This window comes from Eubacterium album (assembly GCF_025336545.1).
GTDB classification, from domain to species: Bacteria; Bacillota; Clostridia; order Lachnospirales; family Lachnospiraceae; genus Eubacterium_U; species Eubacterium_U album.
This window is the reverse complement of sequence record NZ_JAODBU010000002.1, coordinates 472,272-484,699: the sequence shown is the minus strand read 5'-3', so window position 1 is coordinate 484,699 and position 12,428 is coordinate 472,272. Positions and strand designations below refer to the sequence as shown.

Annotated in this window: 10 protein-coding genes and 1 other annotated feature (1 of these 11 only partly in view); of the genes, 8 read left to right on the top strand and 2 right to left on the bottom strand. The window is 30.0% G+C overall.

Features of this window, described 5'->3' with window-relative positions; all coding sequences use genetic code 11:
- Positions 1-99: 99 nt before the first annotated feature.
- From N5B56_RS02480 to N5B56_RS02465, 4 genes are all read left to right on the top strand, one after another.
- Positions 100-1,989: an ABC transporter ATP-binding protein gene (locus tag N5B56_RS02480; protein WP_260978317.1), complete on the top strand. Its 1,890-nt coding sequence runs from the start codon at positions 100-102 to the stop codon at positions 1,987-1,989.
- Entirely contained in the window at positions 1,983-3,866 is a 1,884-nt protein-coding gene (locus N5B56_RS02475; RefSeq protein ID WP_260978316.1) for an ABC transporter ATP-binding protein, read from the top strand. The genes N5B56_RS02480 and N5B56_RS02475 overlap by 7 nt, the downstream gene beginning before the upstream one ends.
- Before the next feature lie 193 nt (positions 3,867-4,059).
- The gene (locus tag N5B56_RS02470; RefSeq protein ID WP_022087906.1) at positions 4,060-4,794 is read left to right on the top strand and encodes a LytR/AlgR family response regulator transcription factor; all 735 of its coding nucleotides are present in this window, start codon (positions 4,060-4,062) and stop codon (positions 4,792-4,794) included.
- Between the two features lie 118 nt (positions 4,795-4,912).
- Positions 4,913-6,142, top strand: a complete 1,230-nt coding sequence (locus N5B56_RS02465; RefSeq protein ID WP_260978315.1) for a sensor histidine kinase — start codon at positions 4,913-4,915, stop codon at positions 6,140-6,142.
- Between the two features lie 299 nt (positions 6,143-6,441).
- Here N5B56_RS02465 and N5B56_RS02460 read toward each other — a convergent pair whose 3' ends face one another.
- Complete coding sequence (locus tag N5B56_RS02460; protein ID WP_260978314.1) at positions 6,442-7,020, bottom strand: accessory gene regulator B family protein; 579 nt, start codon at positions 7,018-7,020, stop codon at positions 6,442-6,444.
- Positions 7,021-7,510: 490 nt separating this feature from the next.
- Here N5B56_RS02460 and N5B56_RS02455 point away from each other — a divergent pair, with 490 nt between their 5' ends.
- Positions 7,511-8,422, top strand: coding sequence for an SEC-C metal-binding domain-containing protein (locus tag N5B56_RS02455; RefSeq protein WP_022087910.1), 912 nt, complete (start codon positions 7,511-7,513; stop codon positions 8,420-8,422).
- Positions 8,423-8,434: 12 nt separating this feature from the next.
- On the top strand, positions 8,435-8,848 hold the full coding sequence (locus tag N5B56_RS02450) for an EamA family transporter (protein ID WP_022087911.1): 414 nt from the start codon (positions 8,435-8,437) through the stop codon (positions 8,846-8,848).
- A gap of 217 nt (positions 8,849-9,065) precedes the next feature.
- Here the strand turns inward: N5B56_RS02450 and N5B56_RS02445 are convergent, their stop codons facing one another.
- A complete protein-coding gene (locus N5B56_RS02445) occupies positions 9,066-10,007 on the bottom strand; it encodes an AEC family transporter (RefSeq protein ID WP_147586013.1) in 942 nt (313 codons plus the stop codon).
- A 250-nt stretch (positions 10,008-10,257) separates the two neighbouring features.
- Between N5B56_RS02445 and N5B56_RS02440 the strand changes: the two genes are divergently transcribed.
- Positions 10,258-11,340 (top strand): iron-containing alcohol dehydrogenase family protein, encoded by a 1,083-nt coding sequence (locus N5B56_RS02440; protein ID WP_260978313.1) that lies wholly within the window; start codon positions 10,258-10,260, stop codon positions 11,338-11,340.
- A gap of 25 nt (positions 11,341-11,365) precedes the next feature.
- Entirely contained in the window at positions 11,366-12,091 is a 726-nt protein-coding gene (locus tag N5B56_RS02435; protein ID WP_022087914.1) for a hypothetical protein, read from the top strand.
- 265 nt (positions 12,092-12,356) lie between these two features.
- Positions 12,357-12,428, top strand: a binding site (T-box leader) (it continues 186 nt past the right edge of the window).

The window sequence follows — 12,428 nt, the reverse complement described above, 5'->3', positions numbered from 1 at the left end:
CATTGTGGCAAAAAAAGAAAAAATTTAAGGTATGATAGAAAAATCTGAAGCAAAATAATTACTGGAAAATTATATTCTGAAAACAAAAAAGGAGAGGTTATGAATAAAATATTGGAGAGGTTTAAAAATTTCTTTTCTGCATCCCATGATAGGGAACAAAAAGGAATTCAGTCAACTAAGCATGGAATGCTTAATAATTTCATGTTTGCAGTTAAGTTGACGTGGAGTTTTAGCAGAATATTTATTATAGCGGTTATTGCCGGTGGAATATTAATCTCATTATACAATCTTATTGGAATTTATATACCAAAAATTGCTTTAGCATTGGTAGAGCAAAAGGTTAGTACAGACGTAATGATTAAGGTGATGGTAATAGTGGGAGTGGCAACTCTTATACTTAATCTTATTGCCTATAAGGCTAGTTATATTTACGAATATCAGTGGGAAAACGTGTACAAAGGTATAGTTTCAAAATATCTTAGAAAATCATTTACAACGGATTTTAAAAATATGGAAAATCCGGATTTTCTTGATTTAACTCAAAGATCAAAACAGGCATTGTATACATATCAGGGAATTCATGGATATTGCATGAGAGGGCAGAACATAATTGCCAATCTTACCATGGTATTTATTTCCGGCTTTGCCATAGCTTTAGTTAATCCGGTGCTTGTACTTGTTATAATTACACTTTCGTTTTTTATCTATAAAATTTTAGATTCAACAATGGAGTGGAGCAAGACAGAATTTAGAGATGCTATGGCATCTAATTATAGAAAAAATAGTTATTTTTCAAATACAGCAAGAGACTTTAAGTACGCTAAGGACATAAGACTGTTTAAAATGCAGGAGTTTATACAGAATATGTGGAATGACATTAACACAATATATTATGCTGCCTGCAAAAAACATCACAGTAAGTGGATTATGTGTGAAGCAAAAATGAGTATGCTTAGATTAATTCAAAATGTATTGCTATATTCAGTGCTTATTTACATGATTATGTTTAGGGGCATGAGTATTTCTAATTTTGTTTTATATATTGGATTAGTGGCTGCATTTTCAACAGCCATGACGGATCTGTTTTGTAATCTTGTGTGGATGAATATGAACAGAATGCAGTTAGATGATTTTAGAACATTTATGGATTGGACAGAGGAGATACCTGATTATCAAAAGGGTGAGGGAACAATAAAGAATATCAAATTAGAAAAATACGAATTTAAATTTGAAAATGTCTCATTTAAATATCCGGGACATGATAAATTTATTCTAAAAAATCTTAACCTCACAATAGAGGCAGGAAGTAAACTTGCAATAGTAGGAATAAACGGCGCAGGAAAAACTACTCTCACAAAGCTTCTTATGAGACTATATGAACCAACAGAGGGAAGAATTTTACTTAATGGAGTTGATATAAAACAGTTTGACAGAGAATCATATTTTAATATCTTTGCTCCGGTATTTCAGAATATAGAAATATTTGCTTTCCCTGTATGGCAGAACATTTCAATGAAGCCTGAAAATGAAACTGACAGAAATAGGGTTATGGAAACATTAAAAAGAAGTGATTTAGAGGAGAAGATTAACAGGTACGAAAACAAAATTGACACTACACTTCTTAGAATTATTGATCCTGACGGAGTGGATTTTTCCGGTGGAGAAAGACAAAGACTTGCTATGGCAAGAGCATTATACAGTGACAGAGATGTTCTTGTTTTGGACGAACCTACAGCGGCACTTGATGCATTGGCAGAAGACAAAATGTATCAGGAATTTAACGAAATGGTAAAGGGAAAGACTGCAATTTTTATTTCTCACAGACTTTCAAGCACAAGATTTTGTGACAAAATAGTTATGTTTGAGGATGGAAAAATTATTGAAGAGGGAACACATGATGAATTAATGAAAACTGGCGGAAAATATAGTGATATGTTTCAGATTCAGGCACAGTATTACAAAAGTGAGAAGGAGGGAGTAACATGCTAAAAAAATTATTTAGTGGAATTAAAGACATAGCTTTTTGCACCGGATATTTTGCAAAGTTTGCATGGAAAAAGCTTCCAATCTATTACTTTTATATTTTGTTGTCAGTTATAGTTAACACAGCAGGACCTTTTGTTTCTATTATCGGCTCAAAATATTTAATTAATGAAATCGTATATGAGCAGAACAGAAACATTGGTATGATAATTTTCTGGGTAGCTTTTATCTGCATTGGAACTTATCTTTATGCAGTAGTAGGAAAGTTTGCAAATGAGAAGCAGAATTATTGTAATGACCGTTTTGACAGAATGCTTCAAATGGAAATAAGTTTTAATACTATGCAAATGAAGTTTGAGTATACTGAAAATTCTGAAATGCTAGACAGTGTAAATAAAGCGGGCCGCGCATTTGAACAAACTAACCTTATACAGGGACTTACAGACGGAATCGTAGGACTTATAAGTAATATATTAGTGCTTGCAGGGGTTATGTATATAGTTGTTAATTGCTCAGTATGGTTACTTATTCCTGTATTTTTAAGTTTCGTTATTAATACATATATGACAATGAAAACAACAAAATTAAAGGAAAATTATTTCTCTGAAGCAATGGAAATAGACCGTGTTGTTGATTATTATCTGGATGAACTTACAACAGGTGAGTATGCCAAGGATATTAGAATTTATAATGCAGATAATATGATTATTGATAACCAGAAGGAACAGAGTACTAAGCAATATAATCTTTCAAAAAGAAGCATGAAAAAAATATGGAATAATGAAAAAATTTCAATAACATCAACGGAGATTTGTAATATAGCAGTTTATATTATTCTTGGTGTAAATACATTAACAGGAAAGATTACAATCGGAGATTTTAGCAGCCTTACACAGGCAGTTATTAAGTTTACGGAAGCACTTTATAATATTTCAAGAGGATTAATGGGATTAAAGTATACAGCATCAATTCTAAAATATTATCTTGATTATATTGAAAAAGCTGAAATTGATATAAAATATGAGAAAAGTAAAAATGCAGAAGTTCCAAATGTTAATGATGGTGTATCTATAGAATTTAAAAATGTAAGTTTTAAATATCCTAATACAGATGTTTATATTTTAAAAAACATAAATACATCAATACATCCGGGAGAACATCTTTCAATAGTAGGAAAAAATGGCGCAGGAAAGACAACTTTCATAAAACTTCTTTGCAGATTATATGAAGTTACAGAAGGAGAAATTCTTGTAAATGGAGTAAATATAAATGATATAGAATACTCTAAATATTTAGATTTACTTTCAGTAGTTTTTCAGGATTACAGGCTTATGGCATTTTCCATAAAGGATAATATTGATATGGGACAGAATAAATATGCCAATGGCGATATGGAACAGAAAGAATATGCCAATGGCGATATGGGACAGAATAAATATTCTAATGTTGAAAATAAGATTAATGAACTGTGCAAAATAGTAGAGATTGACGGTTGGATTAATTCTTTGGAAAATAAGCAAAATACAAACCTTTATAAAATGTTTGATGAGTCAGGAGTTGAACCATCAGGTGGTCAGGCTCAGAAGCTTGCAATTGTCAGGGCATTGTATAAGGATGCACCGGTAGTAGTACTTGACGAACCTACAGCAGCCTTAGATCCAATCGCTGAATTTGAAGTCTATAACAACTTTGATAAGCTTGTTGGTGGAAAAACCGCAGTTTATATATCCCATAGACTTTCATCCTGTAGATTTTGCGACAGAATAATAGTTTTTGACGGTGGTACAATAATTGAGGACGGAAGTCATGACAAATTAATGGAAAATACAAACGGATTTTATTTTAATATGTACAATACTCAGGCTAAACACTACCAGAATTAATTGCTACAGGATTTAAGTAGTATCGGAGTTATAGATAGCCATATTGGAATAAGAGCAAGTATTTTATTAAAAAAGAAAAATAAAAAATTATTGTAACTTGAAAAAACGCACACATCCATAGTATCATTGATAAATAAGCTGAATTTTACAGAACCAATATGAGTAAAAACCTAAAAGAAGAGGAAAATAATCAATGACAGTGCAGAAGAAAAATATTCTGGTTATAGAAGATAGTGAACAATACATGGATATGATTTGTAGCAAATTGTCAAATATTACAGACATAAATGTTTACAAGGCAAAAGATAGTGCGCAGGCATATAAATATGCGTTAGAAGAAAATATAAGCGTATTTATAGTGGATATAATTCTTGATACAAATGCTTTAGGAGATGTGTCAGGAATTAAATTCGTTGAAAGAATACGAACCATACCTGAATACAAATTTACACCAATTATAATCACATCATCTTTAGAAGACCCTAAGTTACATTCATACAGTTATTTGCACTGTTATCGCTACTTTGAAAAATCTTATGACATCAATGAACTTATGGATACAGTTAAAGAAGTATTAGAATTTGAAACTCCGAAGGAAGAATCGAAGATAATATATTATAAAAGAGACGGAATTTTGTTCTCACTTCAGACAAAAGATATTGTATATGTAGAGAACAGAAACAGGTACATAGAATATCATTGCACAGATGGAGTACATAAGGCACCATATGCGTCATGTAAGAGTATTATTCAGGAGTTAGGAGATAACAATTTTGCACAATGTAATAAACATGTTGTTGTAAATATGAACTATATTTTAAGTATAGACTCAGTTAACAGATATATTAAACTTATAAATAATTATGGAGAACTTGAAATAGGCCCTAGATTAAAAAAAGAATTTATGAGCAGGTTGAAAAATGAGTGAGATTTTAATTTATTTTTTTGAAATAATATCTGTAATAATATGCATACATAACTTATATGGTCGAAAAAATATAATTTCCATTTATACATTAAGTTTTATAAGTTTAGAGATAATTTATATGTATTTAGTTAATGAAGAAGTGCTTTTTAAAGAGACAATGTTAATAATGTATTTGTTTTTCATTATTTATTCGATGCTTCAGTTTGGTGACAGTATTGTAAATTCTGTTTATAACTGCATGTTGACAATGCTCATTGTATCAGTTACGCAAATGATAATGTACATACCTGCAAGTCTTCTTATTTATAAGTTCATTAAAAATGAAAATTTTATGGCATTGTTTATAAACATAGCTGTTCTGATATTTGTATTCTTTTCACAGAAATCAAAATTATATAAGATATTACACAATATAATTGTTGATAAAGAAAAGAGGGGGATGGTGTGTATATTAGTAAATGGATTAATTCTTGCATATTATCTTTATAAGTTCAAAAAAGACAATTTTATTATGACAGATGCATATCTTACAGGAGGCTTATTGTTTGTTATAGTAATATTTGCCATCTATAGATGGCAGCAGTCAACTTACGAAGTTAAATTAAAGCAAAAGCAGTTAGAAATGACTAGAATATATAATGATTCCTTTAAAAGTCTGATAGATGTTGTACGTAAAAATCAGCACGATTTTAATAATCATTTGCTTGCTTTATCAGCTCTGGAAAATGAAGAAAACAATGAAAAGATAAAACAGCGAAAGAATGAATATAAGAACAGAATCTCTGAAGAAAATAAGTATAATAGTATTTTATATAGAATTAATGAACCTATTATCGCAGGATTTTTATTTGGCAAATTAAAAGAAACTGAAAATATGGGTGTAGAAACAACGTATGATGTAAATTTATGCACTGGAGAATTTAAATACATATCAGTTTATGATTTCATAGAAATTCTTGGAATATTAATAGATAATGCAAGAGATGCAATTCTTTCAAATAAAACTACACAAAATAACTGGGAAAATATAAGAGATAATAATGAGTGTGGAAATGAAGGAAGTGTAAAGGGCAATAATGACTGTGAAAAAAAAGAAAACATTACAATTAAAATAGCTGAAACTGAAAAGAAAGTAATAGTTGAGGTCTCAAATCCTTATACATATTGTACGGAGGATGAGATAATTAAGATGTTTGAAAAAGGATATTCTACAAAAGGTGAAGATAGAGGAATTGGTCTTAACAAAATAAAAGAATATCAGGATAAATATAAGTTTGATATTTTAGTAGAAAACATAATGACTAAAATTGGAAATACAATAAAGTTTTCAGTAATAATTGAAAAATAAATTCCATAGGCATCAAAGTTGAGGCCTTTTGCCACAACATAATAATTTTGTGTCTACATCGTAATAATCAACAAATAAAAATCTGCCTTTCATTGTAATGACGGTCATACAGACTGTCGGGTGTGTCAATGAAGGCAGATTTTTTGGAGTAAAAGATTATGAAGGTTAATTATTCAAAGTCTTCTTTGCGAGGAAGTTTAGGTTCCCCAAAGAAACAAAAGCTAACTTTTGAAAATTTAAAACCCCATGATAATGCTAAACACAATGTACAAAGTGTGTTTAAAGTAGAAAGTTTGAATTTACGCATTAGCACATTCCTCCTTTTTTGAGATTTTAGCAATAAATAATTGCGCTGTATGTAACACAATAGTCCAGAATCCAACTTGAAAGTATGTAGCAAATAAGCTGAATTCATGGAAAAAGCTAACAAAAATAATAAAAATAAAAATTATAACAAATCCGGTATTTCGACATTTCTTAATCAAAATACTGTCAGGCGAAGGTCTGAACGGTGATGCTATTGGACCTATTTTATAATTGATAATCATACATATTGTACATATGGAAATTATTAATATAGGTGCTACAAATAAAAGTTTGGGAAGTAGTATAATTGAAGAAAATAAAACGACAAATGTTAATAAAAAACATGTAATATAATGTTTACAATGAATTCCACCGATGTTAATTCTTAAAAATAAAAGCAAAATCAAAGAAACTAAGAATGATTTAAAATAACCTAAAAATCCAAAAAATATACCGAAAATAATAAGTTTTGAAAATTCATAAAAGATGCTTGTAAGTACATATTTTACCATTGCTATATCATAACTGCTGTAGCCGTATTCATCTTTTAATTCATCGATAAGACTTTGCATATTAATTCTCCATTCTTCTGCCATAAGATTTACGGCAGGAATAGTAATGAAATAAATTCACACTAAAACCACACCCAAAGATGTGTAGAGTATAGAAAGATATTTGTCGAATTAAAGAAAAAAAGTAAAAGGTATGTTGTTTAAATGAAAAAATACAGAAAATTGCTGATAATATGAAAAAATGTGCGTTTTTTAGTAAAAAAACATATAATTTAAAAGAAATATTGGTGATACATACTCAATATTTGACGAATTAAAAATCAAATAAGTATAAAATTTAGAAATAGGAAATATAAAATTTGAAAAATTAACTAATGGTTTATATGAATGATAACCTTCAATTTAATAAAACAATTGAAAAAAATAATTGAGTTTGCTATACTTTTATCGGCAAACAAGCGTTCTTAGAGTTGAAAATAGCAGATAATATAAGAGCTTATCAACGCGAACTAGGGAAATATTAAACGTTTAGAAGAGAGGATTTAAATTAATGAAAAAAGGTACAGCTTTAAAAGAAATTTTTAATGATTTTCTCAAAAATGAATTAAAAGACATTGCTAAGCAGAAAAAGATAAGAGGTTATTCAACACTTAATAAAGAACAATTGATTGATAAAATTGTAGAACATATGTTGAATGACGAAGAAGTAGAAAAATATTTCCAATATCTTACAAATGAAGAAATTGAAGCAGTTAAAAAAGAAATTACTTCAACTGAAGGTGGAAAGTCTAACGATGCTTTATATGAAAAATTATATGCAGCCGGTTATTTAGGCGGAATGAATAATGGTGAAATAGTAGTGCCGGTAGAAGTTCAGGCAGTACTTGAAAAAATAGAAAATAAAGAGTTTAATGAGAAACGTAAAGTGACCAGTTTCTTATTAAGCAGTTTGAGAACAATGTGTGTATTATATGGAAAGATTTCGATAGATTTGCTTATGCAGATTATGAAAGATGGAATTAATTATAATGAAAGCACAGAAGAGTTAATTAACAGAATTGAAAGTATACCGGAAGTATATAATGAATTTGAAGTTAATGATAACGTTGTATCTCATAAGAGATTGTCTGATTCAGAAGACAATTCTATAAAAGATGAAAGTAAATATTATATTCCAACTGTTGAGGAAATAAATACAATAGGTGTTTATGGAGAACTTCCTAATGGTCCTTCTAATGTTGAATTAGTAAGTTCTGTAGTTAAAGAAAACACCGGCGAAAATAAAGCAGCAAGAAAGGTAATTTCTAATCCTACCAGAATAGATGATTCAATTCCTTGGACATTTGACAATATGGGCAAAAGATTAGTTAATCAGCCGGTTGTTAAGACAAAGAAAGTTTATCCTAATGATAAATGCCCTTGCGGAAGTGGAAAGAAATATAAATATTGTTGCGGAAGATAGAGGTGAATGACAATGTGGTTGGTATTTGCAATTTTGTCATCTGTATTTGCAGCTTTAACATCTATACTTGCTAAAGTTGGAATAGATGGAGTTAATTCTAATCTGGCTACAGCCATAAGAACTCTGGTAGTTTTAATTATGGCATGGGCAATGGTATTTCTGACTAATAATCAATCGGGAATTACGGAAATAGGAAAGAAAAGTTGGATATTTTTGATTTTGTCAGGGCTGGCCACAGGAGCTTCATGGTTGTGCTACTATAAAGCATTACAGATGGGAGATGCGTCAAAGGTAGTTCCAATAGACAAATTAAGTGTAGTGATAACTTTGATTATGGCTTTTGTATTTTTGCATGAAGATTTTACATCAAAATCAATTATAGGATGCATACTTATCACGTCAGGAACTTTGTTCATGGTTATTTAGAGAATATAAGATATAGAATAAGCAGTTTAATATACCAAATAAGTTTATATTAACTATAACGAACAACAGTTTTATAAAAATTTATAAATATAAAATACACTTTTAGTAAAAAAATCAGAAGTAATATTGTGAATTTAATAAACGCAATATTGCTTCTGATTTTTTTGTAAAGACACCAAACACAAAATAATTAGAAGATTCTATATTATAAAATAGATTAAACTGCAAATAAATATAAAAATGCAGGGATTGTAAATAGAGATAAAAGTGTTGTTAAAAAAATAGTTCTTGAAGTTAATTTTTTGTCTAAATCATATTCTGTGGCAAATATAAGTGCTGTATTTGCTACAGGCATTAGTGATTCAATAAAAAAGACATTTCTAACTAAAGTATCTTTAATGAATAGTTGAAATAATGGATAACAAATTAGTGGAATAATAATTAGCTTGACAAATGTAAATAAGTAAACTCTTTTATCTTTAAATATTTCACCTATTTTCATAGATGCTAACGTTGAACCAATTAACATCATTGCAAGTGGTGAGGTCAGATTACCAAGTATTGATATTGCATTTGTTATAGGAATAGGAAAACTTATGTCTAATGCATAAATTACAATGGAAAGCAAAGAGCATATTATACCTGGTGATAATATGTTTTTTAATGTAAAGGCCATCTTTTTCGCAGTCCCATATCCTATTAAAACTACTCCATAAGTAAATGTACAACAGGTAAATATAATGTTGAGAATGGCTGCATAAAATACAGCGGTAGTTCCCTGCTCAGAGCCAAATGCAGCCTGAATAACAGGAAAACCCATAAATCCTACATTTGAAAAAGTTAGCATAAAAGTATATATGCCTTGTGTATTGAAAGGCATTTTAATTAATTTAATTATTATAAAACTGATAATAGGTAATACTGCGTATAAAACAATTGAAGCAATAAATACGAATAACACAGTTGAACCTTTAGGACGTTGTGCCATAGACAAAACAGAATCTATTGTTGTCATGGGTAGGGTTATATTTACAACCAGTTTATTTAATTTCTTATTAGTAAGTTCGTCAAAATATTGTAATTTATATGCAAGATATCCGGTACATATAATTAAAAAAAGCATAATGAGCTGATTAAAAAGAACGGATATATTTATCATTTGAAAAACCTCCGGAATTTGTAAATGTGTAGATAGTCATTAAAAATATTATCGCTAAAACGTTAAATAAGCAATGTTTTTATTAAGTGAAAAAATTCTCGGATTTGTGCTATACTTTATATGATAGGGCAAAAGCATAAAGTATTGATGCTCATTTTGTGAATGACTTAGGAATATTCACAGAGCTATTTATAATCTGCCTTTACCTATAATATTAATTTTACTTTAGCAAAGGAAACATAAAAAATAAATGGAAAATTACAGTATGCATCTTCCAAGTTATTCAATTGGAGATAAAGTATATAATAAAATACCTGAAATTTGTGAGCCATATGGTACAAAGGTTATTGCTATAGGTGGGCATAAAGCAATTGCAGCCGCAAAGGATAAAATAATAGCAGCCTGCAAAGAATCAAAATTAGAAATATTAGATTTTATCTGGTATGGTGGAGAAGCAACTTACGAAAATGTAGAAAAATTAATGGAAAATGATTTGGTAAAACAAGCAGATATGATTTTCTCAATTGGTGGAGGAAAATCAACAGATACTGGAAAATGTCTTGGGGTAAAATGTGGTAAACCTGTATTTTCATTCCCAACAATAGCGTCAAACTGTTCTGCCTGCACAAGTGTTTCCATTATGTACTATCCTGATGGAAGATTTAAAGAACCGTTTTTCTTTCAGGCACCACCGGTACATGCATTTATTGATACGGATATTTTAGTACATTCCCCTTCAAGATATATGTGGGCAGGAATGGGTGATACTATGGCAAAGTACTTTGAAAGTACAATGTCTTCAAGAGGAGAAGAATTAAATCACTATACACAGATGGGTGTAGATGTAAGTAAAATGTGTTATGAACCTGTTCTTCGATATGGAAAAGAAGCAATGGAATCAAATAATGCGCAGGAAGTTTCATATGCCTATGAACAGGTTGTATTAGCAATTATAGTTTCAACAGGTATTGCATCTATATTTTTGACAGCGGAGCATATAATTGATTACAACACAGGACTTGCCCATGCAATATTTTATTCTCTTACGGCATATCCACACATAGAAAAGAATCATTTGCACGGAGAAGTAGTAAGTTATGGTGTATTAAATTTGCTGCTTGTAGATAAGAATGAAGAAGACTTTGAAAAAGTGTATAAGTTTAGTAAAGATGTAGGTCTTCCAACATGCCTTGCAGATTTAGAATTTGGAAAGGACAAGTTAGAAGAATTGGCTGAAAATGCAGTTGCCATGAAAGATATAGAGCATAATCCTTATAAAATTACAAAAGAAATGGTTGCCTGCTCAATGGGCAAATTAGAAAAAATGAAATAGTAGGAAGAACTTTGGAGGTGGTTTTATGAAAAAGAAAATCAGTATTATTGCATTATGTGTAGCTGTTGCAGGAGTTATAGCTTATTTTCCAATAAAGACTGCACTTGGTGGTAATGATGTAATGTCACAATGGGGTAAAATTTTAAGTGATGACAGCAAAAATGAAACATCAGGAAGTAAAGGTAAATTTAGAATTGCAACTGACGGACCGGCAGCACAAACATATTCTGCATCAGATGAAATATTTGAGTGTGGGAAAGATATTTTAATAACTAAAAGGGAAATAGAAGTTTCAAAGGCTTTTTATATGCTTAAGGGAGAAAGTGAGAAGACGGCAGAAAAAGAAGCTGTAAAATATATGGAAGAATTTAATGCAATGTATGTTAAGGCAATAAAAGCAGGTTTTGATGTTACAGATGAAGAAGTGGATAATTATATTGCTGATTTGAAGAAAATGTCAGATGAAGCTGAGAATGCCGATGATGTAAAAAAAGTGATAGCACAGTTTGATTCAGAAGATGAGTATTGGGCTTATGAAAAAGAAGTATATCAGAAGCAGTTGCCGATTCAAAAGTACGTTGAATCATTGGAAAGTGATTATGTTAAGAAGCCAGGTACGGATGTAAACAATGAGTCGGGTACAAAAGCGTGGAACAAAGAGTTAGATAAAATTAAAGAAAAAGCAGCAAAAGAGCAGAAGTACAAAAAAGTAAAATCTGTAAAAGATATAGATAATAAATTCGTTAAGTAATTAAAAAAAGATGCCGGAATTGTGGTGCGTAGCACTCAATAGTTTCGGCATCTTTTAGTATATGCTTAATTTTTATTTGAAAATAATGTAAGCCTAAAATCCACTATCACAAATTTTAAGTAGAAATAAATTTTGCTTCACGGCAAAAATTTAAACGTATAGAAAATATAAGTTAGTGTAAAATTTTAGGTGGCAAAAATATAAAAAAATAATTGACTTGTATTTTTTATAGCGTTATAATTCAAAACAACGATATAGATGACCATTAAAACCGTTGATGCGGAGGTAAAAGTGAATCGTGCACTTACAGAGAGCAAGGGCTGGTGGAATCCTTGCA

Coding starts and splice junctions, on each gene's coding strand:
- N5B56_RS02435 (WP_022087914.1), top strand. CDS start 11,366: ATGAAAAAGAAAATCAGTATTATTGCATTATGTGTAGCTGTTGCAGGA.
- N5B56_RS02475 (WP_260978316.1), top strand. CDS start 1,983: ATGCTAAAAAAATTATTTAGTGGAATTAAAGACATAGCTTTTTGCACC.
- N5B56_RS02445 (WP_147586013.1), bottom strand. CDS start 10,007: ATGATAAATATATCCGTTCTTTTTAATCAGCTCATTATGCTTTTTTTA.
- N5B56_RS02455 (WP_022087910.1), top strand. CDS start 7,511: ATGAAAAAAGGTACAGCTTTAAAAGAAATTTTTAATGATTTTCTCAAA.
- N5B56_RS02470 (WP_022087906.1), top strand. CDS start 4,060: ATGACAGTGCAGAAGAAAAATATTCTGGTTATAGAAGATAGTGAACAA.
- N5B56_RS02460 (WP_260978314.1), bottom strand. CDS start 7,020: ATGCAAAGTCTTATCGATGAATTAAAAGATGAATACGGCTACAGCAGT.
- N5B56_RS02480 (WP_260978317.1), top strand. CDS start 100: ATGAATAAAATATTGGAGAGGTTTAAAAATTTCTTTTCTGCATCCCAT.
- N5B56_RS02465 (WP_260978315.1), top strand. CDS start 4,913: ATGTATTTAGTTAATGAAGAAGTGCTTTTTAAAGAGACAATGTTAATA.
- N5B56_RS02440 (WP_260978313.1), top strand. CDS start 10,258: ATGGAAAATTACAGTATGCATCTTCCAAGTTATTCAATTGGAGATAAA.
- N5B56_RS02450 (WP_022087911.1), top strand. CDS start 8,435: ATGTGGTTGGTATTTGCAATTTTGTCATCTGTATTTGCAGCTTTAACA.